This is a genomic window from Sphingopyxis solisilvae (assembly GCF_015475875.1).
Lineage (GTDB): Bacteria > Pseudomonadota > Alphaproteobacteria > Sphingomonadales > Sphingomonadaceae > Sphingopyxis > Sphingopyxis solisilvae.
Map to the genome: position 1 here is coordinate 262,603 of NZ_JADKYM010000001.1, position 25,401 is coordinate 288,003.

Sequence of the window (25,401 nt, forward strand, 5' to 3'; positions counted from 1 at the left end):
CGCAGCTGGCAAACCCCGTTCCTGCGGAACGATAAAGCTCGCTCCCCGAGGTCAGGTCAGCGGTCGCGACGCCAGCGAAATGTTGTCAGAACGGCACCCAATTCTGCTTTTTGCGAAACTTCATGTAACCGACATTCGCGCCCAGCCGCGCGCCGACACCGACGCGGATCGGAATCAGGACGACGTCGCCGCGGCGCAGGTAGCTGGCGTTGAAGCCGCCAAGCAGATAGGCGGCGCCTTCGCCCGCCGGAAAGCGCTTGTAGAGATCTTCGCTGTCGAAGAGATTGTACACAAGAACAAAGGTGTTGCCCGCGTTCGCACCGGCGTCGAAGCCCACCGACGGGCCGGTCCAGTAGGTCGGCAACTCGCCTTCGATCTTGTGGTGGAGCGTGCCCGAACCGTAACGCACACCGAGCACGAGCGCGCCGCCGGCTTCGCGGCCGACGATATAGGCGTTGGGCTCGCCCTGTTTTTTAAGAATGTCCTCGATTAGCCCGGCCAGCCCTTGAGCGCCTTTGCCGAACAGGCCTTCGGCGGCTCCGATCAGATCATCCTGTTTATACGTCGCGGTGTTTTCGGTGACGACCGTCGTTGTCGACATATCACTACCGCCTGCCGCCGCACCCGCCGACGACTGATTACCGGTCGCGAGATCGCTGTCATAATATATGACTTCGTCGGATGGATCGTTCGATACCGACGGTGGCGGGGACGGTTTGTCGAGGTCGGCATCGATGGAAGTATTGGGGTCAAATTCCCGCATCTGCGCCGCGGAAGGGGCGGGGGCGAGCGCCAGACCAAGCGACGCCATCGCCGCAATGGCAAGGCTGGTGAATTTTTTCCGCATATTGGACCCCCAAATTTCAATCGGCGCTCGCGCACCAAAGCCAGCGTTAATCATGACTCGGTTTGTGCGGCGGGCAATGAACCGGCGATGACCCGAGTCGATTTTGCGCCAGACCGAATCGAATGCGCGCCAAAATGCACCGTCGCCGCGAAAACTTGTGCAATCTTAGGCGTTGCGGGGCGCGGAGCGCATGGCTATAGCGACCCGCCTAGGCCAGCCTGTCGTTAGCGCGACAGACCATGCGGAGACGTGGGTGAGTGGCTGAAACCAACGGTTTGCTAAACCGTCGTACTGGTAAATCCGGTACCGAGGGTTCGAATCCCTCCGTCTCCGCCACCTAATCCGCGAGCGATAAAGTCATTCCCGCCGGCCGAGCTGCTGGTACGGCCCTCGTTTTTCGGCATTGGCCATTGTACAGGTGTTCAGCGACGCGGTTCCAGCCACCAGCTTTGCCGCCAGCCATAGTCGGACGCGATCGCCGTGCCTGCCGCGTTGGTGGCCGGTTTGAAACGAAAGCGCTCCTCGATCAGGCGGCACGTTGTTTCGTCGAGCGCCGTATCACCGCTCGAACGGCTGACGCGGCAGCCCGAAACGCGCCCGCTTGGCTGGATCGTGAAACGAACCTCGACCTCACCGCCAACGCGCGCGCGGCTCGCACTGCGCGGATAATCGCGGTCACGGATCGCGCCGCTGTGCCAGATGGCTTTGCTGCCGCTGCCGGTTCCGGTGCCCGATCCACCGGCGCCGGTTCCATCGCCTTGCCCGCCCGCACCAGATCCGGCGCCGGGGTTCGGTGTCGCACCCGCAGATGCGTCGGTCGCGATACCGGGCTGCGGCGCGGCGGCGACCAAGGGCGTTATCGGCGGCAGCTTGGGCTTGGCGGCGGCGACGGGAGCGGCTTTTGCGTGTTGATTCGCTGGGGAGGGCTTGCCGCTCGCAGCGTCGCTGGCGGCGTTTTGCGGTACGACCGGCTCGGTCGGTGGCGCCGCCGGAATGGCGAGCGCTGCGATTGCCTGGCTCGCCTTGCGAACGACGTTGAGGTCGAGCCCGCTAACAAGACCGAAGCCGACCGCGACGACGGCAACCAAGACGCCGCCGGCCGACGTCAGCCGTTGTCGAACGGAAATCTGGCCTGAATAGCGCATCGACCCTGTACCTGCCGCGCGGTTGCGCGATCGGAAGGGTCTACAGGAAATCGTCTAGCGTGGACATGAACCGGTCGAACTGGTCATGGTGCAGCCAGTGGCCGGCATTTTCGAACTCGATCACCTTGGCGGTCTTGAAAGACGCGAGGCGTCCATCGCGTTCGGGGTTCGATGCCCAACTGTTCGCGCCATAGAGCAGCAGGGTGGGGCAGGTGATCGCGCCCCACAGCGCCGCAATGTCCTCCTGTGGCATGTCGAAAGCGGGCCAGACGTTGAGATAATTGTCGAACTTCCAGCTCCAGCTGCCGTCCTCGTTGCGGCTGATGCCATGGATGGTCAAGTGGCGCGCCTGCGCCTCTGTCAGGTAGCTGTTCTCTCCCATCATGCGCGCCAGCGCGTCGTCGAGCGTTTCATAACGGCGTGGGGTGCGTCCCGCGGCCTGCCGTTTGTCGTCGATCCATTTGCGGAAGCGTTCGGCGTAAGGCTTGGCCGCGCGTTCGGCGATAATCTTGGGCGACGGGCCGAGTCCTTCGATCGCGACCAGCTTGCGGACATTTTCGGGGTAGAGGCCGGTATAGCGCAGCGCGATATTGCCCCCCATCGAATGGGCGACGATGCTGACCGGCCCCAGATCAAGCTGATGGATCAGCTGCGCCAGATCATAGACAAAGCCGTCCATCGCGTAGTTGCCATCGGGCGACCAGGCGCTGTCGCCATGACCACGCAGGTCGGGGGCGATGATATGATAGCGGTCGCGCAGTTTTTCGGCGACCCAGTCCCAGTTGCGGCAATGGTCGCGCCCGCCGTGGACCAACAGCAGCGGCGGCGCGCCGCGATTGCCCCAATCGACATAGTGCAGCTTCAGCCGCTGTGAGATGAAGCTGTTCGAGGTGGGGCCGGCACTTGCCATCGGATCGTCCTTGCTGTCTGTTCCAGTTTCAAAAGGCGACCGATCGCAATCCGTCAACCCCGCATCATCGCCGATGTGCGGACGATATACGCCAAGGGAGAGAAGCATGACGACATTCCGCGATAATCTGCTGGCCGGTAAAACCGCCTTTGTTGCCGGGGGCACGAGCGGCATCAATCTGGGCATCGCCAAACGCTTTGCCGAGCTGGGCGCCAAAGTCGCGGTAGCAGGGCGCGACCCGGAGAAGGCGGCGCGCGCAGCGGGGGAGATCGGCGCGGGTGCAATCGGCCTGTCGGCCGATGTGCGCGATTATGCCGCGATTCGCGGGGCGATGGAACGGATCGCGGGCGAGCTCGGCCCCATGGACATCGTGATATCGGGTGCAGCAGGCAATTTCCTGGCGCCTGCACTCGGCATGTCGGCGAATGCGTTTCGCACGGTCGTCGATATCGACCTCAATGGCACCTTCAACGTTTTTCGCGGCTGTCACGATCTGCTCAATCGCCCCGGCGCGTCGCTGATCGCAATCACTGCGGGGCAGGCGGTCAACGCCTCGGCGCTGCAAGTTCATGCCTGCGCGGCCAAGGCGGGGATCAACCAGTTGATTCGCGTGCTCGCGCTCGAATGGGGGCCGGAGGTCAGGGTAAACGGCATCTCGCCGGGACCGATCGCCGACACCGAAGGGATGAAGCGGCTCGCCCCCGACGCCGCCACGCGCCAGTCGCATTTCGACCGCATCGCGATGAAGCGCTGGGGCAAGATCGAGGAGGTTGCCGAATCGGCGGTCTTCCTGTGCTCGCCTGCCGCGTCCTACATCACTGGGACGATCCTCGATTGCGACGGCGGCAGCCAGGTCGGCGACGCGTCGCGCGGTGATCTGGCGAAAGGAATGGCGTAAGTCGCAGCGGAACGTAAAAACGCCGCCAACCCGGCTGGGTGGCGGCGCTTTTAATGGTGGGCGTGGCAAGGATTGAACTTGCGACCCCTGCGATGTCAACACAGTGCTCTACCACTGAGCTACACGCCCATCCCTTGGGGTGACGCGCCCCCTAATATCCCCTGCCGCGCTTGGCAAGCCCTTCGCGCGATCGCGCGTCGTTATTGTTGGTGCGACCGGTCGCTCCGGCCGAAGAGCTGGTCGACCTCGCGGACCAGATCCTTGAGGTGGAACGGCTTCGACAGTAGCTTGGCCTGCGGCACATTTTCCTCGGCGCGCAGCGAGACCGCGGCAAAACCGGTGATGAACATCACCTGCGTCTGCGGTGCCGCCTTGGCCGTATGCTGGGCAAGCTCGATGCCGTCCATTTCGGGCATCACGATGTCGGACAGCAAAAGATCGAACGTACCCGAATCGATATAGGGAACCGCGGCGGTACCGCGATCGACCGCGGTGACATGATAGCCGGCGCTGGTCAGCGCGCGCGCGAGATATTCGCGCATCACGTCATCATCCTCGGCCAGAAGAATGCGAATCATGTTGAAATCTGTCCCCTGATCGCTCGAATTGGCCGGTTCCGGTCGGCAGCATCCTTAATGTCATATCCGCCATAGCGGCAGAGATTTAACAAATTGACTTGGCGGCGCTGGATTTGCACCCGCTTTTTTGCCACGTCCCGACGATGTATTCCAGCGCCCTCCCGTCCGCCGCCGTGGCGGTTCACCGTTCGGACGCGGCGACGCCGGTGGTGGTGTCGGTGCCCCATGCGGGACGGGTATATCCGCCCGAGATATTGGATGCGGCGCGGGTCGGGCAGCACGATCTCGAGCGGCTGGAGGATCGCTGGTGCGACCGGATTGCCGCCCGCGCGACTGCCGCCGGCGCGACGGTGGTCGAGGCCTATTGGGCGCGCGCGGTCGCGGACTGCAATCGCGGTGAGGGGCAGATGGCGCCGGGCGAAGTTGCGCCGACGATGCGGGCGCAATTTTCCGCACCGGGGCGCAAGGAACGGGCCGGGCTGGGCGTCGTGCCGACGCGGCTTGCCGATTGCGGCGCGCTTTGGAAACGGCCGATCGATCGCGCGGCTTTCGACTGGCGGCTTGAGCAGCTTCATCGACCCTATCACGCGGCGCTGGCCACCGCGTTGGCCGCAGCGCGGCGCAGCTTCGGACACGCCGTCCTGATCGACCTGCATTCGATGCCCCCGATTCCGCTTGGCCAGCCCGGTCACGGCGCGCGAATCGTCGTGGGCGATCATTTCGGCAAGACGGCGGGGGGCTGGCTGGTCGACGTCGTCAAGGATGCGGCGCGGGGCTTGAAGGTGCCCGTGTCGCTCAATCTTCCCTATGCCGGAGGTCATATTGTCCGGACCCATGGCCGCCCGTCGGACGGCGTTCATGCGGTGCAGGTCGAAATTGACCGCAGCCTCTATCTGACTGCGGAGCGCCAGCCCGATATGCGCCGCTGTGACGATCTGGCGCGCTGGTTCGCCACACTGGTTATAGCGGCGGCTCAATCCTTCCCCGATGCCGGTGCGCTTCCGCAAGCTGCTGAATAAAAAACCACCCCGTACCGAAGTACGAGGTGGCCAGGGTCCAGGGAGGACGCGCCCACGTCAATAATGACGGGACACTCGCCGCGATGGAAAGGGGGAAAACCATGGCGGCGTACGATCAATTTAGGCAATCGAGCCACGAGTTACAAGGTGAGAAGGTGCAGAATCTGCAACGAGCAGGAAATTGGTCGGGGAGAGAGGATTCGAACCTCCGGCCCCTGCCTCCCGAAGACAGTGCTCTACCAGGCTGAGCTACTCCCCGACCGTTCCGCGCTGCGACCCGAGGGGCGCTGCGAAGGCAGGGCGGTCCTCTAGACGTGCAATCGGCGAACTTCAAGCGCCAATCGGCACATTGGTCAGCATTGCCGCCACTACAGCAATCCGGCACTTCGAAAGCTGAAATGCCCGTCCGCAACGAAAATCAGATGATCGGCCAACGCGATATCCATTGTGCGCAGGAAATGCGCCGTTTCCTGTGTTGTCCGGGTGTCCGCGGCGCTCGGTCGCGCATCGCCCGACGGATGGTTATGCGCCATGATCACCGCGACGACGCCGCTGCCGATCAGGCTGCGCCAGCAGCGCGGCGGGATGATGCAGCGGCTGGCGTTGTCCCCGCCGGTGCGTTCGAGGCGAACGAGCCGGTCAAATGCGTCGAATCCTGCCAGCAGCAGCGTTTCGCGGTCGGCAGCGAAATGCGGGCGCAGCAGTTCGCGCGCAACGTCGTCTTCGACATCGGCGGCGATGAAACCCGCGATATCCGGCGAACCGGGCGGCTGGTGAATGGGCGAGAGCAGGTTCATCGTAAATGCCATGCGCGCGCCGCTCGGGCTCGCCAATCGGCGACTGCGCCGCTTTGGACCCTTTGTGATCCTATCCCTCCTGCGCCCTTGTCGGCATGACGCGCGCGGCCTAGCAAAGAATGACCAGCCTGGGAGCGAGTCTTGCCCGAATCCATCCATTATGAACTGCAATATCTCGATCTGATGCGCCGGATCTGGGTCGAGGGTGACGAGCGGGTCGATCGTACCGGGGTCGGGACGCGGTCGCTGTTCGGCGAAACGATGCGATTCTCGCTGCGCGACGATGCAATCCCGTTGCTGACGACGAAACGCGTCTATTGGAAGACGGCGCTGCGCGAACTGCTGTGGTTCCTGACCGGCGACACGAATATCCGCGCGCTTGTCTCGCAAGGCGTGAAGATCTGGACCGACTGGCCGCTCCAGAAATATCGCAAGGCGACAGGCAAGGCGATCAGCGCCGAGGATTTCGAGGCGCGGGTCATTGCCGATGATGATTTCGCCGCGCAATGGGGCGATCTTGGTCCGGTCTATGGCCATCAGTGGGTCAACTGGCCGCGCTACGAGCCGGCGGGCGAGGGGCTGTTTCGGCGGGCAAGTCAAGGGCATAACCAGATTGCGGCGTTGATCGACGGGCTGCGGAACAATCCCGGGTCGCGGCGGCATATTTTTACCGGATGGAACGTTGCCGATCTTGATCGCATGGCGCTTCCGCCCTGCCATATGACCTATCAATTCCATGTCCGCAGCGACGGCGGACTGTCGTGCCTGTTGTTCCAGCGCTCGTGCGATCTGGGGCTGGGCTTTGCCTTCAATGTGTTCGAGGCGGCGCTGCTAACACGTATGGTCGCCGATCAGTGCGGTCTGCATGCGCATGAGCTGGTGTGGACGGGCGGCGACGTGCATCTCTATCTCAATCACGCCGAACTGGTGGAGCAGCAGTTGGGACGGGTACCCGATGGCGCTCCCAAGCTTCGTATCAATCGCCGGCCGGATAGCATTTTCGGCTATAGTTTCGACGACTTCGCGGTCGAGGATTATGCGCCGCAGGCCCATATTTCGGCACCGGTGGCGGTCTGATCGCTGGCGTTGCATTCGTATGGCGACCGAAATATTATGTCGCCACGATGAAATATAACTAGGCGCTGATTCGCGCCGCAATGGGAAGACGATATGCCCGAAACGGATCGACGCCCGGCGACCAACCTGCCGCCGTTGTCGCTTCACATCCCCGAGCCGCGCTACCGCCCCGGCGACACACCGGACTTTGGCGATATTGTCGTTCCCGCCGTCGATGCGACGCCGCGACCATCGGAGGCAACGAAGCCCGATGCGATGCGCGACCTGTGCTACGGCCTCGTTCGGGTGCTCGATTTCGACGGGCAGGCCAAGGGCCATTGGGATCCCAAGCTGAGCCCCGAGCGGCTGCGCACGATGCTGCGCTACATGATGCTGGTCCGCGCCTTCGACGACCGCATGTTCCGCGCCCAGCGCCAGGGCAAGACCAGCTTTTATATGAAATGCACCGGCGAAGAGGCTACATCGGTCGCCTCGACGATGGCGCTCGACCGCGGCGACATGTGTTTCCCCAGTTATCGCCAGCAGGGCATTTTGATCGCGCGCGACTATCCGCTGATCCAGATGATGAACCAGATCTATTCGAACCGCGGCGATCATCTGTTGGGTCGCCAGCTGCCGATCATGTACTCGGCGCCTGAACAAGGGTTCTTCAGCGTTTCGGGCAATCTTGCGACCCAATATCCGCAGGCCGTGGGCTGGGCGATGGCGTCGGCTTCGAAAGGCGACAGCCGCATCGCGACGGTGTGGTGCGGCGAGGGATCGTCGGCCGAGGGGGACTTTCACTCGGCATTGACCTTTGCGACCGTCTACAACGCCCCGGTCATCTTCAACGTCGTCAACAACCAGTGGGCGATTTCCAGCTTTTCGGGCTTTGCGGGCGGCGAGCGCACGACCTTTGCGGCGCGCGCCGTGGGGTACGGCATCGCGGGGCTGCGCATCGACGGCAATGATCCGCTTGCAGTCTATGCCGCGACGCAATGGGCCGCGGATCGCGCCCGGACCAACAACGGCCCCACCCTCATCGAGCATTTCACCTACCGCAGCGAAGGGCATAGCACGTCGGATGATCCGAGCGCGTATCGCCCTGCCGACGAAGCCTCCGCATGGCCGTTTGGCGATCCGATCGCGCGGCTGCGCGAGCACCTCGAAACCTTGGGCGAATGGGACGCAGACCGGCACGAAGCGCAGCGGACCGAGCTTGAAGAGTTGGTAAAAACGACTCAGAAGCAATCGGAAAAGCTGGGTATTTTGGGGCATGGCATGCACCAGCCGTTTGAAACGATGTTCCAGGACGTGTTCGAAGATATGCCCTGGCATTTGCAGGAACAATGCACCCAGATGCTCGCCGAACAGGAAGCGAAGTTCGGCCCCGACTGGAAGCCCGAATGATGAGCGCCGATACGCAAACCGCGACCAAGACCATGAACATGATCGAGGCGATCAACAGCGCGATGGACGTGATGCTCGAACGCGACAGCAATGTCGTGGTGATGGGCGAGGACGTCGGCTTTTTCGGCGGGGTGTTCCGCGCCACGGCGGGGTTGCAGAAAAAACACGGGAAAACGCGCGTTTTCGATACGCCGATCAACGAATGCGGCATCATCGGGGTCGCGGTCGGGATGGGCGCCTATGGCCTGCGGCCGGTCCCCGAAATCCAGTTCGCCGATTATATCTATCCGGGGCTCGACCAGCTGGTCAGTGAAGCGGCGCGGCTGCGTTACCGCTCGGCCGCTGACTTCATCTGCCCGATGACGGTTCGCACGCCATTCGGCGGCGGAATCTTCGGCGGCCAGACGCACAGCCAGTCGCCCGAAAGCATCATGACCCACATCTGTGGTGTGAAAACCGTCATTCCTTCGAACCCTTATGATGCCAAGGGGCTGTTGATCGCGTCGATCGAGGATAATGATCCGGTCGTCTTCCTCGAACCAAAGCGCATCTACAACGGCCCGTTCAGCGGCTATTACGACCGTCCGGTCGAACCCTGGTCCAAACATGCTGCCAGCGCCGTGCCGGAAGGGCATTATCGTATCGAACTCGGCAAGGCTGCGACGGTGCGCGAGGGTGAAGCGCTGACCGTGCTCGCCTATGGCACGATGGTCCATGTCGTAAAGACAATTGTTGAAGAATTGAAGGTCGATGCTGAAATCATTGATCTAAGGACACTTCTTCCGCTCGACATCGATGCGATAGAGGCGTCGGTGAAGAAGACCGGGCGCTGTCTTGTGGTCCACGAGGCGACGCGTACCTCCGGTTTTGGGGCCGAGCTGGCCGCTTTGGTCCAGGAACGCTGCTTTTATCACCTCGAAGCCCCCGTCGAGCGCGTCACCGGGTTCGACACCCCCTATCCGCACAGCCTGGAATGGGCCTATTTCCCCGGTCCGGTCCGCATCGCGACCGCGCTGACCAAGATTTTGAAGGACTGACGCCGATGGCCCGCTATTCATTCCGTCTGCCCGACATTGGCGAAGGCATCGCCGAGGCAGAAATCGTCGCCTGGCACGTCAAAGTCGGCGAGCGCGTAGAAGAAGACGCGCAGCTTGCCGACATGATGACCGACAAAGCGACAGTCGAAATGGAATCGCCGGTGTCGGGGGTTGTCGTCGAACTGGCGGGCGAGGTCGGCGACCTGATCGCGATCGGATCGACGTTGGCGGTGATCGAGACGGACGTCGAGGGCGATGTCGAAGCGCCGCTGGTTGATACCGCCGCCGAGGCGCAGATCGAGGCGGAAACCCCCGGGGCGGAACAAGTGTCCGAGCCGAAGGTGACAGAGTTAACATCGAGCACCGCGGAGCCGGAGACGGCAGCAAAACCGAGCGAAGCGCCACCAGCACCCACGGCGCCCGCCGTTGTTGCCGGGCATGACGCCAAGGTACTCGCATCCCCCGCCGTCCGCGCCCGCGCGAGAGATTTGGGGGTCGATTTAGGCCAGGTGCATAGCGACGGCGACCGTATCCGCCACGCCGATCTCGACGCTTTCCTGCGCTACAGCGGCGGGCAGGGCTATCACAGCCCCGGCGCCAGCCGCGCTCGCGCCGACGAACCGATCAAGGTCATCGGCATGCGCCGCAAGATTGCCGAGAATATGGCGGCTTCGAAGCGGGCGATCCCGCATTTCACTTATGTCGAGGAAATGGACGTCACCGCGCTGGAAGATATGCGCGCCGATTTGAACGCCAATCGCGGCGCGCGGCCAAAGTTGACGATGTTACCTTTCCTGATCGTCGCGATTTGCCGGACGATCCCGCAGTTTCCGATGATCAACGCCCGCTATGATGACGAAGCTGGGGTGGTCACGCGCTATGGCGCGGTGCATCTCGGCATGGCGACGCAGACCGACGCCGGGCTGATGGTCCCTGTGATCCGCGACGCGCAAGACAAGAATGTCTGGCAATTGGCGAGCGAAATCGGGCGGTTGGCCGAGGCGGCGCGGACCGGCAAGGCAAAGGTGGATGAGCTTTCGGGATCGACGCTTACCATCACCTCGCTCGGCCCGCTCGGCGGTATCGCCACGACGCCGGTAATCAACCGGCCCGAGGTCGCAATTATCGGCCCCAACAAGATTGTCGAACGTCCGGTATTTGATGGCGACGATATTCGGCGGGCGAAACTGATGAACCTGTCGATCAGCTGCGACCACCGGGTGGTTGATGGCTGGGATGCCGCGAGCTACGTGCAGGCGCTGAAAAAGCTGATCGAAACGCCGGTTTTGCTGTTCGCCGATTGATAAGCCTAACCAACAACCGTTTGTGTCGAGCGTAGTCGAGACACGCCGAGGTCGTACATGCCTTCACGTGTCTCGACTACGCTCGACACGAACGGAATAGTGGGTGAGCTTATAGCCCCAGCCCCGCAAAGCTCGTCTGATCGAACTTCAGCTTGAACGTCACATAGGCACCCGACCGCGAATAGCGCGCATCTTCGAAATCGCGGTCGTGGAAACCAGCGAAATTATAGCCGAAGGTGATGTTGGCATTCTTCATCGGCGCCAGTGTGACGGTCGGCCCGCCCGCCCAGTTAACAGTGTCAGCATCGGTGCCGACGCGCACCGTGCCCGAGGCGCCGACATCGACATGCTCGCCCAGGTTGAGGCGAAAATCGGCGCCGATCAGGTTCGACCAGCCCTTGACGTCATCCGCGCCGAACTTGTCGAAATTGTAGCGCGTTCCCCAAAAAAGGCCGAATTCACCGCGTTCGTACCAAATGCGGCCAGCACCGCGGCGGTCGTTGCGGTCGCCAAGCGGCGTCCAGTTGACCGACAGGCTGTTCAGCAGGCGGCGGCTGGTCGCATCGCCGTCGATCGTCAGCGCACCGCCGCCGATCGGACCGGGACGACCCGCAATCGCGTCCCGCACCTTGTCCGAGCGGAACTCGCTCTTGTTGAGCCACGACACGCGCGAATCTGCGGGGCGATGCGCCCAGCTCATTTCGAAATGGATCACCTCGGTCGTCGGTGTCGTGCCGCTGCCGCTGGCTTTGGCGTAGGTGAACAGGGCGCCAAGTGCGCGGCCTTCGCCGAGCTGGCGCAAACCGCCGAGCGTCAGCCCGTAGCGATTCGCGATCTCGCCGTCGCGATACTCGGCGCGTCCCGTCAAAGTCCAGCGCTCGGTGCGATAGGTGGCGCCGGTGCTGATCGCGAGGAAATCCTCGGTCAGCGTACCATCGCCGCCGAGGAAACCGCCCGCAGCGGCAGGGTGGTTAACATTGATAACATCGACCGCACGGATGCCGCCCAAGGTGCGATTGCCGTCGACCGACACATCGACCGACCAGCGCTCACCCAGCTGCAGCGATTGCGACAGGCCATAGGCGGCAAAGCTGCGCGGGCCATATTCGCCGATTTGCTGCTGGTTGGCGGTCGCGAGCAGGCGCGCGCCCGACCAGGGTGTGAGGTCGAAGCCGAGCCGGGCGGTGCGCGCCTGTATGCGCTCACCGTCGGACACCTCGTAGCTGGCGACCAGATTGACTTCGCGATTGACGGCGAAGCGGGCGCCGAGGCGGTGCCGGGTCGGAAAGTCGACGCTCGCGTCGTCGCCGCTGACCGCAAATTCGGTCTGCGCGTCCAGTTCGAGGCGCTTGTCGAACAATCGCTGGGTGGCGCCGAACTGGGCGATGGTCGAACGGTTGCGTGACCCGTCCGACAAACGGTCGTCGGCGTGGGTCAGCCCGGCGCGCGCGGCGCTCGTGCCATTGTCATATTCTGCGAGCAGGCGCGCAGCACGACGACGTGAGCCGCGATCGAGATAATGTTCCTGCCATGCGCTGCCGGTCAGGGCCAGGTCGCGGGTCGCACGCAGGCGGGCATCGATGCCGAACTTGCGCGTTCCATCTTCACCCCGGTTCAGTTGGCCCGCGCCGAACCCGCTTTCGCGTTCGCGAATATAGGCCAGAAAATCGGCGGTCGGGCCATGGTGTTCGGCCTCGATCAGCCAAGCCTTTGCCGTTCCCCCAGCGCCGGATGCAACGCCGCCGTTCTGCGGCTTGGCGTCGCTCACCGCAAATTCCGCGCGGATTTCGCTGTCGGCGCCGGGGCGATAGCGTCCGTCGACGCCGGCGAGATTGGTTTTCACATTGCCATCCTCGTCATGGACGAAGGTAGCGCCAAGGCGCAGCTTTTCATCGTCCGACTGATAGCTGACACGACCGCCGGCATTCAGGACGCGCTGCCCGACGCCGTCGACCTCATATTCGGCGACGATGAACTGCGGATCCTGATCCGAGGAGCGGCTGAGCACCGGGCTGCGGAAACGGACGGTGCCGGACAGATAATCGATGTCATAATCGATGTGTCGCGTCATGCTGACACTGTTAACTATGCGCTCGCTGCGCACGCGGTCGCGCGTTTCGATCACGATGCGCTCGCTGTTCGGCAGGATATCGCGTGCTCCAAGCTGATAGGGGCCGGTCAGACCGTTGCCCTGGATCTCGTCACGGCGGAAACGATAGGGCGTATCGGCGACAAAGGCGGTCGCCGCTAGGTTGCGGCCGCGATATTCGGCCTTGCCGCCGTTCAGTGCGCGCTGGTAGCGAGCGAGTTGTGGTTCGGATATGCCGGTCTCGATATCGCCGAACATCGCATAGAATTGCGGACGCTCGAGGCGCAGATACAGCTTGCGCACCGACGCGGCGTCGTAGCGCGTCTCGTTGCGGTCGGCATAAATGGTGTAATAGGCGCGCGGGTCGATAACCCCGCCAAAGCGCGCCTCGTCGACCTCCTTGTCGCTGGCGTAGGCCAGCGTCATGAGCCATTTGCCCTGAATGCGACCCTTTGCATACAGCGCGAGACGTGCGTCGGCATTCAGGTCGTCGAGCGTCTCGGCGACGGACTCCATCCGGTCGTCGAGCGTGTTGTAACCCAGCGTCCCCGCCGCGAAGCCGACCACCGTCCAAGGACGGTCACCCGGATCGAGCCACATTTCGATCGCCTGTTTGCGCGTCACCCGGTCATCGCGGAAGGTGAACTCCATGGCGAGCGTACCCGAGGCGGTGGTCGGTTCCAGTTCGATATAGGCGATGCCGTCGTCGCCGTCGATTTTCCACACCGGCGGCGCGCGTTCCAGGCCGGAAAGCTGTCGCGCCTGCTGTGCGTCGGCTTCAACGGCGGGATAATAGGGGGCCGGGACACTGAAATCGCCCGTCAGGCCTGCTCGGATCGGCTTGCCGCTGCGGTCGGTAAAGCGCACCGCGATGACCGGCCGGGTGACGCCATCGGCAACCAGGCGCGACTTCTGGCGGATCAATGTCGCGCGCATCGGCGTGATCGAATAGTGAACGGTGCGCTCCAGCGTTTCGATGATGACACCGTTTACATCGTGGATTTCGGCGAAGAGGCGATTGTCGCCCTCGCGAATTTCGAGACCGCGCCACAGGCTGACCGCGACACTGCCGCCCTCGGACTTGCTGGTCCCGTCGAACGCCAGCGGGTCGGCTGCTTTCCCGTTGATCCGCAAAACTACCTTTTGGCCGGGCAGATGCTTGATCGCGGCGCGGATCGCCTTTGATCGCGGATTATGGCCGGTGGCGGGAAAGAGCCACGCGATACCGGGGGCTTCGCCCGCCAACCAGTCACGGCCGGCGCCGGCGGCTTCCGGGTCGCTCAGCACCTGCGGTGCGGCAATTGGCGACTGGATTGGTGCGGAGCGCGCTGCGCCGAGAACTGCACGGAAATCTGCCCGTTTCAGCGCCCCGCCGCGGCCCTCGACAAAGCGCGAGATGGCGCTGCCTGCACTTTGCGTCGAACGGGCGCAATCGACGGGCGTGCGATCGAAGGGGAGGGTGGACGGATCGATCTGAACGACATGCAGGCCGGGACGAACGCCCTCGAAATGATATCGGCCATCTTCGTCGGTGACGGCGTAGCTACCATCCTGGAGCATCACCCGTACCCCGGCGATGCCATCGGAACTGCCGGGGTCGACAGTGCAGCCGCCGTCGGTGACACGCCCGATGATCGTCATCCGGTCACCGAGCTGGTCGCGTTTGATTGCGATCGTGGCTTCGGCGACATTGCTGGTCGCACCGCGATTGTCGGCAGCACTGGCCCTGTTCAGCGCATTTCCGGGCCGGGCGGACACGATGACCTCGGCGAGATAGGTGATGAGGGACGTGCCCGAGGGGCCGATGGCCGGGACCGTTACGCGGAATTCACGTCCGTTGGCGGCGACCTCTGCTGCGGTGCGCGCGCCGTCGATCCGCACCGTGTCGCCGCGCAACCGCATCCCGACCGGCAAGATATCGCTCACCGTCACCGCGCCCGTGGTGCGCCGCGCTTCGCGGTTGGCGACTTCGATCCGATATTGCACGACATCGCCCGGCACTGCGACCTGCGTCGAGGTGGTCTTGCGCAGGATCAGGGGCAACCCCGGCTGGTCGACGGGAATATCGACGCGCACCGGCGCCGGGCTGTTCAGGGTAAAGGAATCGCCGTAGCTCGCGCCGCTGATGTCGTAGGGCAGACCGTCGTCGGGGCGGCGGAATCCCGCCAGATCGCCGGGACTCGCGGTCGACGGCGCGGTAAATGGCGCCGGCGGCTGAACGACCAGGCGATAGGTGCCTGGCGCGACAAAAGGAAAACGATAATCGCCCGGCGGGAAATTATAGACCGTGCCACCCGAATCGGTGACGCTTTGACCCGTGATGACACTGGACGGATAGGCGGACACCCCGTCATCGCCGAACACCCGCGCGGGTTGTCCGGTGGCGGTATCGATTATGGTGACGCGGCTGCCCGGCACGGGCGTGCCATCGCCGCTGTCGAACACGATACCAAAGGGGTCGACCAGGAAGCTTATCGTTGCGATCGCCAGCAGACTGGCGCTGGCCCGGTCCGACACGCGCAATGACAGCGGCGCCCCGGGATTTACCGACAGGCGGCAATCGCCCTGTACGACGGCGGGAGGCATACCGATGGTATTGATATAGCCGACGAATTCACCGCTGTTGTTTGCGGTTTCGGTCAGCGTGATTTGTTCGCGGTCGCCGTTTTCGAGTTCGAGCACAACGTCGAGCGTGTCGCGTTGTTGCGGGTCGATATTGGCCGAAGCAAGCATGACACCGACGACCAGCACTTCGCCTGCGCGAAAGCTGTTGCTGTTTTGCAGCGAGGCCGGCGCGGTGGAAATGCCTTCATAGACCCCGCCGAGCGGGATCGTGCCCGTCGCACTGCCGGCGCTGGCAATACCCACGGACTGGCGGACGCAACGCGTCGGCGCCAACGGCACCGACCGGTCGCCACCGCCGTTGGTCAGGCGATAGGTAGCGATGGAGGGCGGCGCAGGAGGGCGGGGGGTAACCGTCAGGTCGACGCGGTTCGATTGCACAAGACCGGGGCGGCCGTCATGCGTCCACGCCGCCGACGCGGTATTCGATATAACCTGCGCGCGCGCCGGAACCGTTGCCGGCAGCAGCGCTGCCGCAACCAGGGCGGTTACAAGTCCGATATATTTGCTGCGGAACGCCATGTCAGCTCCGAAGGGAGCAGCGGGAGACGGCTTGCGCCGCTGCCCAACTGCCCCGCTCGTCAACCGGTCAGTTGACCGTCGCGCGGAAAACCAGCGTGCGCGTCGCGCCCGCCGCGATCGTGGCGATCGTCCCCGACACGTTTGGCGCCGAATAGCTGCCGCCCGCGCTGCCGTCGGCATTACAGGTGGTGCCGGAAACCGTGCCGTTGAGCAGGATTGTCCCTGCATTGAAGGTCAGTTGGCCCGGCACGGGGTCGTTGATGACGACGGAGGTTGCTGCGGCGCCGCCGCTGTTGGCGATGGCGATGCAATACTCGACGACCGCACCCGGGATCAGCTTCGGATTCGTCGTATTGTTGAACGGATCCGAAATCACGCGGCTGGTCTTGGTGACCGTCAGCGTTGCCGTCTGGACGGTATAGTCGTCATTGGCGCTGTGGGCGCCGTCGCGCGCCGCGTCGTTGATCCCGGCGGTGTCGGCAAAGACCGTATCCTTGCCCGCCGTATTGGCCCCTGTCGTCTGCGTAATCGCTGCGCCAAGGCTTCCCGCCGTGCCGCCCTCGCGCGCTGTTGCGCGGAGCGTTACGCCCGCGACCGCATTGTTCGCCAGGCCCGCCGGAACATCGGCGACCACAAACAGGCGAATCGCCGTGTCAACGACGAGCTCGTCGATATAGGTCACGAGCTGGTCGCCCGGATCCCAGCTGCCGACGGTTCCGGTCACCGTATTGTCGCGGTAAATGCGCACATTGGTCACGTCGAACGTGTCGGTGCCGCCGTGCGCGGCGGTTCCGCCCACGATCTGCGACGCGTCGAGTGCGAAGTCGAGCACCTCGTTCGAGCTGTTGGTCAACTGGAACGTGGTGAACGCGTTGGTCTGCCCCGGCACCACAACCGTGGTGACATTGCCGACCTCTTCGACAAGCAGGTTGATCTTGCGGTCGACAACAAAATTGTTCGACGCCGATTGCTGTCCCTGCGCGACGCCACCGACCTGATAGTCGACGGTGGCGGTATTCGTAATCGTGGTCCCCGCGGTCGTTCCGGCAGCGAGTGCCGGGGTGGCGGCGAAACCCGAGATCGCCGCCAGACCGATGAGACCCACGGTGTTCAGCTTGCTGGTCATAGCTGAGCTCCTGGTTCTGGTCGATTGCCTTTTCCCCACCGCCGGCAATCATTATGCGGTTGTTTTTAAAGTGCTATTTTACAACTCCCCGAAACATCAGCTTGCCGGTTGCACCGGCCGGGATCGGCTTCTGGAACGCCCAGCGCAGATGCGTGACGTCGGCGGGTTGCGCGGGACGGCGCGTGCCGTCGGGCTGCGCGACCGTCAGTTCGTCCAGTTGACCCCAAGCCTGGCCACCGTCGACCGAGACGAGCGGGCGGGTGTCGCCCGCGTCGGCAAAACGCACCGCGTCGGGCAAGGGGTTGGTGATGACAAATTTGTCGGCCGGTTGCGCTCCGGCGTTGCGATAGTTCAAGACAAAGACCAACCGGTCGCCGGGAACGACAACTTTCGGTTCTTCAAGCAAAATCCGTTGCTTGCCTTGCGTGTCGGTGGTCACGCGTTCGACAAATACATCGTTGGCGAGCGCGACATGATTGGCTGCAAGGGCTTGCCCGGGCAACAGCGCGGCAAGCAGCAGGAAAAGGGTGTTGCGCATGTGCGTCTCCATCAGTCGATCGTGGTGCGGAAGGTGACGGTCCGGGTCTGGCCGCCGGCGATCGTGCCGAGCACGACATTGATCCGCGTTCCGTTAAAGTCGCCCGCGTCGGCATCGACCGCGTCGGACAGCGGCGTGCCGCCAAGCGTCATCGAACTGGCCACATAGCTGGTATTCGCCGGGATATTGTCGGTGATCGCCAGCCCGCTGACCGAACCGCTGCCCGCGACGGTCGCGACAATCGTGTAGGTGATTGTGGCACCGGGGATCGGGTCGGCGGTTCCGAGCGGATTGGTCACCACCGCCGATTTGACGAGCGTGACGGTCGCTGCGGACACGACAAATGCGCCATTATCGGTACCGTCGGCGCCGGTCGCGCCGACGACGGCATCGCCGCCGCCTTCGCCTTGGCCCGGAAACGCCGTTCCCGGAGCGCCGGTGCCGGTAACAGCGGCCGCAATCAGGCTGACAATGCCGCGATTGCCGTCAACCACGCTTCCCGGCGTTGTGGCGATAACGAATATTGTAACGCTTTCGTCAGGCTCGAGTTCGGGATCGTTGGCGCCGGGTATGTAAAGCGTGTCGGTCGCGGGATCGAATACGCCGTCGCCGTTGTCGATGTACAATTGGGTAACCGCTGGGTCGTAATCGTCGCCGCCGACGTTTGCGACGGTGCTCAACCGGAAACTTTCGACACCGTTGCCGTTGTTGGTAACCGAAAAGCTCAACACCTGGGCTGTGGCGCCCGGGGTGGTCGGCACGTCGGCCGGGTTATTCGAGGCGACGGTCACGTCGAGCAGTTCGTCGACCAACAGGTCGACACGGTTCGAATCGATCGTGGTCGTGCCTCCCCCGGTGTCGAAACTGGCCGAGGCCGTGTTGCTGATGGTCGAGCCCGCGCGCGTCCCCGCCGCTTCGGCCTGCGAGGGCAGGGCGAGCGCGACAAGAATGGCGAGCAATGAACAAGAGGGTAGAAGCTGATGCTTCGCGCCCCCCACAGGCGCTTTCATCATCATATTGACTCCGAAGAGGTTGGTCCTTGGAGCCCTCAGTCGACGAAAAAGGGTAATTTCTGGTTAAAAAGCAGGAAGAAAGACGTTTTCTGGTCCAAAAGGGGACAATCTGGCCCTGGCGTTGGACGCCGAACGGGCCGTCTGGCGCAAACTGTAAAGCTTGCGTAAGATGAGGCGGTTAACGCAGGAGGACGGGGTGAGGCAGGATCGTGGGAGCAAAGATGCGCGCCCGCCGTCGAACCCGCTGCACCAGATCGAAATCGACGATCTGCGCCGCGATCGCTTGCTGGCAGCGCTCACGCTGATCCTGGGGACAAGCTTTTGCCTTGGCTTGCCGTTTGCCTTGCAAGCCGGGGCGGAGTTTTTTCTGCCGTTGACCGCCGCGCTGGTCATTGCGATTGCGCTGGTTCCCTTGCTCGAATGGCTCGAGCGGCGTGGGGTGCCATCGGCGCTGGCCGCTTTCCTTTCGCTGGCAATGTTCCTGATGCTCATCAATGCCGCGTTGGCGATCATTGTCGTACCCGCGACCGGCTGGTTCGCAAGATTGCCCGAATCCATCCCGCGAATCCAAAGCAATGTGGCGCCGCTGATCGACTTTTACTCGAGCCTGCAGAATTTCGTCGACCGCACCCTGCTGTCGGTTGCAAGCGGCAGTGAAGCGACGGCCCAAGCCGTTGCCGCCACGGCGCCGACGTCGGTGGTCGACTATTTCATTTCCGCCGCCCCCGCCGCCGCGATCCAGCTGTTCTTTGCCGTTCTGGTGATCTTTTTCTTTCTCGCGGGGTGGACGCGGCTTCGCAAGGGTACGATTCGCCGCCGCGGCAGCTTTGACGGCGCGATGCAAACCGCGCGGGTGATCCAGAATGTCGTCGATGCGACGGCCGACTATCTGGCGACGATCACGATGATCAACGCGGTGCTCGGGCTGGTCGTCGCCTTGCTATTGTGGGCGCTGGGTATGCCTTCGCCGTTCATGTGGGGCGGTATCGTTTCTCTGTGCAATTTCGTGCCCTATATCGGCCCGATCGTCGCGTCTATCCTGCTGGGCATGGGGGGGTTGATGACGTTTGACGCGGTCGGGCTGGCCCTGCTGCCAGCGCTGCTCTTCATCGGCGTGCATACGGTCGAGGCCAATCTGATTACGCCGCTGGTGCTGGGCAAGCGACTGACGATCAATCCCTTGCTGATTCTGGTCTCGCTCAGCTTTTGGGGATGGGTGTGGGGTGCGCCGGGCGCATTGCTTGCCGTGCCATTGTTGCTGATCCTGCAAACGGTTTTGCAGTCGACCGGCACTCCTGATCTGGCTGGATTTTTGTTCGAACGGGGAACGCTGACGACGACCGACGATGTGCGCGATCGATTAAATCGAAACGAAGGGCAAAGCGACGGTTGACAGGTCGAAGCGCGCCGCATATTGGCGCTGCTCCCAAGCACACGCGGGTGTAGCTCAGTTGGTTAGAGTGCCGGCCTGTCACGCCGGAGGTCGCGGGTTCGAGCCCCGTCACTCGCGCCATTCCTTGTCCGGATGGACGGAATGGCCACCGCAGCTTGGGATCATCGCATCGCCGGAAATGAACGTCTGAAGCAGCGCTTCAGGCGCGCCACCGCCCGAGTTCCATCCAGCGCAGCAGCGGCTTCAGCGGCAGGATCCAGACGACCCCCGCGATCAGATAAAATACCGCCTGCACCAGTACCGGCCAGGTGCCGACCCATGGCGACAGGCTGGCGACGATCGCGGTCCATCCGGCGATCAGCAGCAGGATCAGCAACATGCCGGCCGGTTTGCGCCAGCTTGGCTGGGGATGGCCCTTGGCGGGGTCTTGATGATCCGGGTTCAAAGGCGGTCTCCGCAAAAGATGAATTCTTGTTCGGTCAATACGGCGTCGAGCGACATGTCGGTCGATTCGCGCGGTACCTCATCGATTTCCTGTACCGACCAGCCTATCCCGATCCGCAGCATCACGGGATGGGCAGCGAAGTAGCGATCATAATGGCCGCCGCCCTGGCCGATCCGGCCACCGCGACGGTCGAACCCCACAAGGGGGCAAAAGATGATGTCCGGCGTGGCAGCGGACGCGGTGTCGGCGGGTTGCCGGGTGTTCCATGGCCCATTTTCCAGCGGTTCGCCGGTTCGCCAACGTTTAAAGCTCATGGCATCGACGCGGCCCGCATGATGGGGCAGCGCGAGCGCGCCCGCGTCCGCCAGACCGGCGAACAGCGACAGGATGTCGGGCTCGTCACCCCACGCGACATAGGCGCCGATAGTGGCATGAGCGGCGAGAGCATCGGTCAGCGGCGCAGGGAGCGAGCGAAATGCCGCCAATTGCGCCATGGCGTCTAGATTTGCGACAAAATGCTTGCGCCGAAAGCGCAGCTTCTCGCGCCATTCCTGTTTTTTCTGGACCAGATCGGCGGACAAGGGGGACATCGCCTCCTGTGCGACATGTGCTGGGGTTGGTTGGCGGGACCGCCGAGGTCGTTTGCTGGAAGATCCTCTGACGCCAGTAACGTCAGGTGGGAACCATGTACGTCGGACCAGGGTCCGGGCAGGGACAGCTCCCTAGGATGATGTATCGCCTCAGGGATATTCGCAAAAGCTCGTGCCGGGCAGAACCCGCCGCGACCTATTTAGGGTCGCGGCTGCCTCCGCTCAAGGGAATTGCTCGACTTTCGTCGCAAGCGCCTCGATCCGGTCGGCAATCTGCCGCAACGCGCGGTCGTGCGACGACGGCGCCGCGGGCGCGGCCGCAGCGCCGTTCGATCGCAGATCCGCCAGTTCTTTGAGCGCCGCGGCTTCGCGGGCAACGGCCGCGCGCAACTCGTCGCGCGCTGCTTGCTCGCGGCTCTCGGCCAGCGCAACGGCAGCACGCAGCGAATCGGATTGCGGCTCGGCCTTGTCCACTTTGCCCTTGGCCTCCTGCGCTTCGTCGGCGAGCATCAGCGCCGCGAACAGCAGCTGGCGTACCTCGGTCCCGCCTTGGACGCCGCGCGCCTTTTCATCCACCGCCGCTGCCAGCTGGAGCAACTGGGTTTCTTCGCCGTCGGCGCAATGGACGTCATAGGGACGACCCGCAATGGTCAGCTTGACGTCAGCCACGGTCAGCCTCCGCAATCAACCGGTCGAGTTCGCCGATGACGGCTGCCACCTCGGCCTTTAGCGCCGACTGGTCGGCAGCAGGTTCCGCGACCGAAGGCGATGTGCGGGTGGATGCGTTGGCCAACGCCTTTTCAATGCGGCTGAGCGCCCGTTCGATGCGCCCGATGGCCAGGCTGGATTCGTCAAGGTCGAGTTCCATAGGTAGAGGGTTAGCAGCGCTGGAAGGGGGGTGCAATTGCCCTCTCGGTCCAAAATGCGCCGATTTTCCTGTCGCAGCGGTTGACTCCTGACCGCGCCGCCGCAAAGGGCTGTGCGCATTCAGTCGGGCTTTGCATCCGGCACCCGCCCAGCCTTTTCCGGGGGAATAATGACACTGCCCGAACGTCAGCTCGCCAATGCCATCCGCGCGCTTGCGATGGATGCTGTCCAGGCCGCGAACAGCGGCCATCCGGGGATGCCGATGGGCATGGCCGACGTCGCCACAGTCCTCTATTCGGATTATCTGAAGTTCGATCCGACCGACCCGAAATGGGCCGATCGCGACCGATTCGTGCTGTCGGCGGGGCATGGCTCGATGCTCGCTTATGCGACGCTGCACCTTGCGGGCTATGCGCGGCCGACGATCGACGACATCCGCAATTTCCGCCAGCTCAACAGTCCATGCGCGGGCCATCCCGAAAATTTTGAGCTGGAAGGCATCGAAACGACCACAGGGCCGCTGGGGCAGGGGCTCGCCACCGCGGTGGGCATGGCAATTGCCGAGCGGCACCTGAACGCACTCTATGGCGACGATCTGGTCGATCACCGCACTTGGGTCATCGCAGGCGACGGCTGCCTGATGGAAGGCATCAACCACGAAGCCATTGGGTTGGCGGGGCATTTGCAGCTCGGTCGAATGACCGTGCTGTGGGACGACAACAAGATAACCATCGACGGGTCGACCGACCTGTCGACGAGCGAAGACATTGCGGCGCGCTATGCCGCGACCGGCTGGCATGTCGAGAGCTGCGACGGCCATGATCCCGCCGACATCCGCCGCGCGATCGACGCCGCGATCGCCGATCCGCGCCCGTCGCTGATCGCGTGCCGGACGATCATCGGTTTCGGCGCGCCGAACAAGCAGGGTACGTCGGCAACGCACGGTGCGCCGCTCGGCGCTGACGAGATTGCCGCGGCGCGGACCGAGCTCGGCTGGACCGCCGAACCTTTCATCATCCCGGCAGATATTACATCGGCCTGGGCGGCCTTTGGCGAAAAGGGCAAGGCGCTTCATGCCGAATGGAATGATCGCCTTGCAAGCAACGAAAAGAAAAAGGAATTTGAAGATCGCCTGAGCGGTAAGATCGTTCCGGGCGATGCCTTCAAGGCCTATCTCGACGGGCTGGTGGCCGAGCCGCCGAAAGTCGCGACGCGCAAGGCTTCGGAGAACACGCTGAGCGCGCTCACTGCCGATATTGCGGCACTCGTCGGTGGCAGCGCGGACCTTACCGGGTCGAACAACACCAAAACACCGTCTACCAAGCCGCTGACAAAAGGCGATTATTCTGGGCGTTATATCTATTATGGTATCCGCGAATTCGGCATGGCTGCAGCAATGAACGGCATGGCGCTTCACGGCGGCGTCATTCCCTATGGCGGCACCTTCCTGGTGTTCGCCGACTATTGCCGCGCCGCGATCCGCCTGTCGGCATTGCAGCAGCAACGCGTCGTCTATGTGATGACCCACGACAGCATCGGGCTGGGCGAGGACGGCCCGACGCACCAGCCGATCGAGCACCTCCAGTCGCTACGCGCGATGCCCAACCTTCTCGTGATGCGCCCCGCCGATGCGGTCGAGACCGCCGAATGCTGGGAGCTGGCGCTGGCGCAGGAGGGCCGTCCGTCACTTCTGGCACTGACGCGCCAGAATCTGCCGCCGCAGCGTCATGACGTCACGGAAAATCTCTGTGCGAAAGGCGGTTACCGCCTTCGCGCGGCGTCCGCTGCACGCAAGGTCGTGCTGGTCGCGACCGGTTCGGAGGTCGCGCTTGCCCTCGATATTGCCGACAAGCTCGAGGCCGCGGGCCACGGCGCCGACGTCGTCTCGATGGTATCGACCGAATTGTTCGACGAACAGGACGCCGCTTATCAGGCCGACATCCTGCCCCCCGACGCGCTGATCGTGTCGATCGAGGCGGGCACGACCTTCGGATGGGAACGCTACACCGGCCGCGACGGCTTGCGCTTCGGCATCGACAGCTTTGGCGCATCGGCGCCGATCGATGATTTGTATGCGCATTTCGGCCTGACAGTCGATGCGATCGCCCCCAGGATTTTGGCAAAGCTCGGCGATTAAGGACGGGCTGGCCCCACGCAGAAAGGAATTTTCGACATGGCAGTGAAAGTTGCAATCAACGGTTTCGGACGCATTGGCCGCAATGTGGCGCGCGCCATCCTCGAACGGACCGACCATGGCCTCGAACTGGTGTCGATCAACGATCTGGCCGACGCGAAGGCAAATGCCCGCCTGTTCCAGCGCGATTCGGTCCACGGCCCGTTCAATGGCACGGTCGAAGTCGACGGCAATGACCTGATCGTCAACGGCAAGCGCATCCAGGTGACCGCCGAGCGCGATCCCGCCAAGCTGCCCCATGCCGCAAACGGCATCGACATCGCCCTGGAATGCACGGGCTTTTTCACCGACCGCAAGGGCGGCCAGGCGCATCTCGACGCCGGCGCCAAGCGCGTCCTGATCTCGGCCCCCGCGAAGGAAGTCGACCTGACCGTCGTCTATGGCGTGAACCACGACAAGATCGGCGCCGAGCATGTCATCGTCTCGAACGCGTCGTGCACCACCAACTGCCTCGCGCCGATGGCCAAGGTGCTGCACGAAAAGATCGGCATCGAGCGCGGTCTTATGACCACGATCCACGCCTACACCAACGATCAGAAGATCCTCGACCAAATCCACTCGGATCCGCGCCGCGCCCGCGCCGCGGCAATGTCGATGATCCCGACCAGCACCGGTGCGGCGGTTGCAGTCGGCCTCGTCCTGCCCGAACTCAAGGGCAAGCTCGACGGCTCGTCGATCCGCGTCCCGACCCCCAATGTCTCGGTCGTCGATCTGACCTTCACCCCCAGCCGCGACACGAGCGCCGAAGAGGTCAACAAGTTGCTGAAGGAAGCCGCCGAAGGCGAGCTCAAGGGCGTGCTCGGCTTCACCGACGAGCCGCTGGTCTCGATCGATTTCAACCATGATGCGCACAGCTCGACGATCGACAGCCTCGAAACCGCGGTGATCGACGGCAAGCTGGTGCGTGTGCTCAGCTGGTACGACAATGAATGGGGCTTCTCGAACCGCATGATCGACACCGCGGGCGTGATTGCCAAGTTCCTCTGAACCAAAAGGAAAGC

General features: G+C 63.3%; 22 protein-coding genes and 4 tRNA genes. 11 read left to right on the forward strand and 15 right to left on the reverse strand.

The genetic code is table 11. From position 1 onward, the window contains the following. Positions 1-85: 85 nt before the first annotated feature. Positions 86-847: a DUF1134 domain-containing protein gene (locus IR187_RS01340; RefSeq protein ID WP_194952905.1), complete on the reverse strand. Its 762-nt coding sequence runs from the start codon at positions 845-847 to the stop codon at positions 86-88. Positions 848-1,090: 243 nt separating this feature from the next. On the opposite strand from IR187_RS01340, the gene IR187_RS01345 reads away from it, so the two are divergent. Further along, positions 1,091-1,183: transfer RNA gene (locus tag IR187_RS01345), tRNA-Ser, on the forward strand. An 86-nt stretch (positions 1,184-1,269) separates the two neighbouring features. Here the strand turns inward: IR187_RS01345 and IR187_RS01350 are convergent. Together IR187_RS01350 and IR187_RS01355 are read right to left on the reverse strand one after the other, a co-directional pair. Beyond that, positions 1,270-1,992, reverse strand: a complete 723-nt coding sequence (locus tag IR187_RS01350; protein WP_194952906.1) for an energy transducer TonB — start codon at positions 1,990-1,992, stop codon at positions 1,270-1,272. Positions 1,993-2,032: 40 nt separating this feature from the next. Then, entirely contained in the window at positions 2,033-2,902 is an 870-nt protein-coding gene (locus IR187_RS01355; protein ID WP_194952907.1) for an alpha/beta fold hydrolase, read from the reverse strand. Positions 2,903-3,008: 106 nt separating this feature from the next. On the opposite strand from IR187_RS01355, the gene IR187_RS01360 reads away from it, so the two are divergent. After that, on the forward strand, positions 3,009-3,800 hold the full coding sequence (locus IR187_RS01360) for an SDR family oxidoreductase (RefSeq protein WP_194952908.1): 792 nt from the start codon (positions 3,009-3,011) through the stop codon (positions 3,798-3,800). A gap of 54 nt (positions 3,801-3,854) precedes the next feature. On the opposite strand, the gene IR187_RS01365 is transcribed toward IR187_RS01360, so the two are convergent. Together IR187_RS01365 and cpdR are read right to left on the reverse strand one after the other, a co-directional pair. Further along, positions 3,855-3,929, reverse strand: a tRNA-Val gene (locus IR187_RS01365). 71 nt (positions 3,930-4,000) lie between these two features. Further along, positions 4,001-4,378 (reverse strand): cell cycle two-component system response regulator CpdR, encoded by a 378-nt coding sequence (gene cpdR, locus IR187_RS01370; RefSeq protein ID WP_194952909.1) that lies wholly within the window; start codon positions 4,376-4,378, stop codon positions 4,001-4,003. 143 nt (positions 4,379-4,521) lie between these two features. Here cpdR and IR187_RS01375 point away from each other — a divergent pair, with 143 nt between their 5' ends. Then, positions 4,522-5,397 (forward strand): N-formylglutamate amidohydrolase, encoded by an 876-nt coding sequence (locus IR187_RS01375; protein WP_228765438.1) that lies wholly within the window; start codon positions 4,522-4,524, stop codon positions 5,395-5,397. 182 nt (positions 5,398-5,579) lie between these two features. On the opposite strand, the gene IR187_RS01380 is transcribed toward IR187_RS01375, so the two are convergent. Together IR187_RS01380 and IR187_RS01385 are read right to left on the reverse strand one after the other, a co-directional pair. After that, positions 5,580-5,656 (reverse strand) — tRNA-Pro (locus tag IR187_RS01380). A gap of 109 nt (positions 5,657-5,765) precedes the next feature. Continuing rightward, a complete protein-coding gene (locus IR187_RS01385) occupies positions 5,766-6,194 on the reverse strand; it encodes a JAB domain-containing protein (RefSeq protein WP_194952910.1) in 429 nt (142 codons plus the stop codon). 141 nt (positions 6,195-6,335) lie between these two features. Here IR187_RS01385 and thyA point away from each other — a divergent pair, with 141 nt between their 5' ends. From thyA to IR187_RS01405, 4 genes are all read left to right on the forward strand, one after another. After that, the gene (thyA, locus tag IR187_RS01390) at positions 6,336-7,271 is read left to right on the forward strand and encodes a thymidylate synthase (protein WP_267463743.1); all 936 of its coding nucleotides are present in this window, start codon (positions 6,336-6,338) and stop codon (positions 7,269-7,271) included. Between the two features lie 93 nt (positions 7,272-7,364). Then, positions 7,365-8,660 carry a thiamine pyrophosphate-dependent enzyme gene (locus tag IR187_RS01395; RefSeq protein WP_194952911.1) on the forward strand — a complete coding sequence of 432 codons (1,296 nt, stop codon included), beginning with the start codon at positions 7,365-7,367 and terminating at the stop codon, positions 8,658-8,660. Next, the gene (locus IR187_RS01400) at positions 8,660-9,697 is read left to right on the forward strand and encodes an alpha-ketoacid dehydrogenase subunit beta (protein WP_407699060.1); all 1,038 of its coding nucleotides are present in this window, start codon (positions 8,660-8,662) and stop codon (positions 9,695-9,697) included. Before IR187_RS01395 ends, IR187_RS01400 begins: the two co-directional genes overlap by 1 nt. Positions 9,698-9,702: 5 nt before the next feature. Continuing rightward, on the forward strand, positions 9,703-11,001 hold the full coding sequence (locus IR187_RS01405) for a dihydrolipoamide acetyltransferase family protein (protein ID WP_194952912.1): 1,299 nt from the start codon (positions 9,703-9,705) through the stop codon (positions 10,999-11,001). A 109-nt stretch (positions 11,002-11,110) separates the two neighbouring features. Here the strand turns inward: IR187_RS01405 and IR187_RS01410 are convergent, their stop codons facing one another. The 4 genes from IR187_RS01410 to IR187_RS01425 form a co-directional block, all read right to left on the reverse strand. Continuing rightward, entirely contained in the window at positions 11,111-16,234 is a 5,124-nt protein-coding gene (locus IR187_RS01410) for a DUF11 domain-containing protein (protein ID WP_194952913.1), read from the reverse strand. A 67-nt stretch (positions 16,235-16,301) separates the two neighbouring features. Continuing rightward, positions 16,302-17,360, reverse strand: a complete 1,059-nt coding sequence (locus IR187_RS01415) for a DUF11 domain-containing protein (RefSeq protein ID WP_194952914.1) — start codon at positions 17,358-17,360, stop codon at positions 16,302-16,304. A gap of 73 nt (positions 17,361-17,433) precedes the next feature. Continuing rightward, positions 17,434-17,898 (reverse strand): hypothetical protein, encoded by a 465-nt coding sequence (locus IR187_RS01420; protein WP_228765439.1) that lies wholly within the window; start codon positions 17,896-17,898, stop codon positions 17,434-17,436. 11 nt (positions 17,899-17,909) lie between these two features. Then, a complete protein-coding gene (locus tag IR187_RS01425; protein WP_194952916.1) occupies positions 17,910-18,911 on the reverse strand; it encodes a DUF11 domain-containing protein in 1,002 nt (333 codons plus the stop codon). Between the two features lie 169 nt (positions 18,912-19,080). On the opposite strand from IR187_RS01425, the gene IR187_RS01430 reads away from it, so the two are divergent. Both IR187_RS01430 and IR187_RS01435 read left to right on the forward strand, forming a co-directional pair. Continuing rightward, positions 19,081-20,304: an AI-2E family transporter gene (locus IR187_RS01430; protein ID WP_194952917.1), complete on the forward strand. Its 1,224-nt coding sequence runs from the start codon at positions 19,081-19,083 to the stop codon at positions 20,302-20,304. 43 nt (positions 20,305-20,347) lie between these two features. Next, positions 20,348-20,424, forward strand: a tRNA-Asp gene (locus IR187_RS01435). Between the two features lie 79 nt (positions 20,425-20,503). Here the strand turns inward: IR187_RS01435 and IR187_RS01440 are convergent. The 4 genes from IR187_RS01440 to IR187_RS01455 all read right to left on the reverse strand — a co-directional run bounded on the left by IR187_RS01440 (position 20,504) and on the right by IR187_RS01455 (position 22,207). Further along, positions 20,504-20,749 carry a DUF2842 domain-containing protein gene (locus tag IR187_RS01440; RefSeq protein ID WP_267463744.1) on the reverse strand — a complete coding sequence of 82 codons (246 nt, stop codon included), beginning with the start codon at positions 20,747-20,749 and terminating at the stop codon, positions 20,504-20,506. Continuing rightward, the gene (locus IR187_RS01445; RefSeq protein ID WP_194952918.1) at positions 20,746-21,339 is read right to left on the reverse strand and encodes a 5-formyltetrahydrofolate cyclo-ligase; all 594 of its coding nucleotides are present in this window, start codon (positions 21,337-21,339) and stop codon (positions 20,746-20,748) included. Before IR187_RS01445 ends, IR187_RS01440 begins: the two co-directional genes overlap by 4 nt. Positions 21,340-21,561: 222 nt before the next feature. Beyond that, positions 21,562-22,008 carry a cell division protein ZapA gene (locus IR187_RS01450; RefSeq protein ID WP_194952919.1) on the reverse strand — a complete coding sequence of 149 codons (447 nt, stop codon included), beginning with the start codon at positions 22,006-22,008 and terminating at the stop codon, positions 21,562-21,564. Then, on the reverse strand, positions 22,001-22,207 hold the full coding sequence (locus IR187_RS01455; protein ID WP_194952920.1) for a hypothetical protein: 207 nt from the start codon (positions 22,205-22,207) through the stop codon (positions 22,001-22,003). The genes IR187_RS01450 and IR187_RS01455 overlap by 8 nt, the downstream gene beginning before the upstream one ends. A gap of 168 nt (positions 22,208-22,375) precedes the next feature. On the opposite strand from IR187_RS01455, the gene tkt reads away from it, so the two are divergent. After that, positions 22,376-24,343 (forward strand): transketolase, encoded by a 1,968-nt coding sequence (gene tkt, locus IR187_RS01460; protein ID WP_194952921.1) that lies wholly within the window; start codon positions 22,376-22,378, stop codon positions 24,341-24,343. Between the two features lie 36 nt (positions 24,344-24,379). After that, the gene (gene gap / locus IR187_RS01465; protein WP_194952922.1) at positions 24,380-25,387 is read left to right on the forward strand and encodes a type I glyceraldehyde-3-phosphate dehydrogenase; all 1,008 of its coding nucleotides are present in this window, start codon (positions 24,380-24,382) and stop codon (positions 25,385-25,387) included. The last annotated feature ends 14 nt before the right edge of the window (positions 25,388-25,401 follow it).

Coding starts and splice junctions, on each gene's coding strand:
- IR187_RS01415 (WP_194952914.1), bottom strand. CDS start 17,360: ATGACCAGCAAGCTGAACACCGTGGGTCTCATCGGTCTGGCGGCGATC.
- IR187_RS01455 (WP_194952920.1), bottom strand. CDS start 22,207: ATGGAACTCGACCTTGACGAATCCAGCCTGGCCATCGGGCGCATCGAA.
- cpdR (WP_194952909.1), bottom strand. CDS start 4,378: ATGATTCGCATTCTTCTGGCCGAGGATGATGACGTGATGCGCGAATAT.
- IR187_RS01385 (WP_194952910.1), bottom strand. CDS start 6,194: ATGAACCTGCTCTCGCCCATTCACCAGCCGCCCGGTTCGCCGGATATC.
- IR187_RS01395 (WP_194952911.1), top strand. CDS start 7,365: ATGCCCGAAACGGATCGACGCCCGGCGACCAACCTGCCGCCGTTGTCG.
- IR187_RS01350 (WP_194952906.1), bottom strand. CDS start 1,992: ATGCGCTATTCAGGCCAGATTTCCGTTCGACAACGGCTGACGTCGGCC.
- IR187_RS01410 (WP_194952913.1), bottom strand. CDS start 16,234: ATGGCGTTCCGCAGCAAATATATCGGACTTGTAACCGCCCTGGTTGCG.
- IR187_RS01405 (WP_194952912.1), top strand. CDS start 9,703: ATGGCCCGCTATTCATTCCGTCTGCCCGACATTGGCGAAGGCATCGCC.
- gap (WP_194952922.1), top strand. CDS start 24,380: ATGGCAGTGAAAGTTGCAATCAACGGTTTCGGACGCATTGGCCGCAAT.
- IR187_RS01355 (WP_194952907.1), bottom strand. CDS start 2,902: ATGGCAAGTGCCGGCCCCACCTCGAACAGCTTCATCTCACAGCGGCTG.
- IR187_RS01400 (WP_407699060.1), top strand. CDS start 8,660: ATGAGCGCCGATACGCAAACCGCGACCAAGACCATGAACATGATCGAG.
- IR187_RS01425 (WP_194952916.1), bottom strand. CDS start 18,911: ATGATGAAAGCGCCTGTGGGGGGCGCGAAGCATCAGCTTCTACCCTCT.
- IR187_RS01375 (WP_228765438.1), top strand. CDS start 4,522: ATGTATTCCAGCGCCCTCCCGTCCGCCGCCGTGGCGGTTCACCGTTCG.
- IR187_RS01445 (WP_194952918.1), bottom strand. CDS start 21,339: ATGTCCCCCTTGTCCGCCGATCTGGTCCAGAAAAAACAGGAATGGCGC.
- IR187_RS01420 (WP_228765439.1), bottom strand. CDS start 17,898: ATGCGCAACACCCTTTTCCTGCTGCTTGCCGCGCTGTTGCCCGGGCAA.
- tkt (WP_194952921.1), top strand. CDS start 22,376: ATGACACTGCCCGAACGTCAGCTCGCCAATGCCATCCGCGCGCTTGCG.
- IR187_RS01360 (WP_194952908.1), top strand. CDS start 3,009: ATGACGACATTCCGCGATAATCTGCTGGCCGGTAAAACCGCCTTTGTT.
- IR187_RS01430 (WP_194952917.1), top strand. CDS start 19,081: ATGAGGCGGTTAACGCAGGAGGACGGGGTGAGGCAGGATCGTGGGAGC.
- IR187_RS01340 (WP_194952905.1), bottom strand. CDS start 847: ATGCGGAAAAAATTCACCAGCCTTGCCATTGCGGCGATGGCGTCGCTT.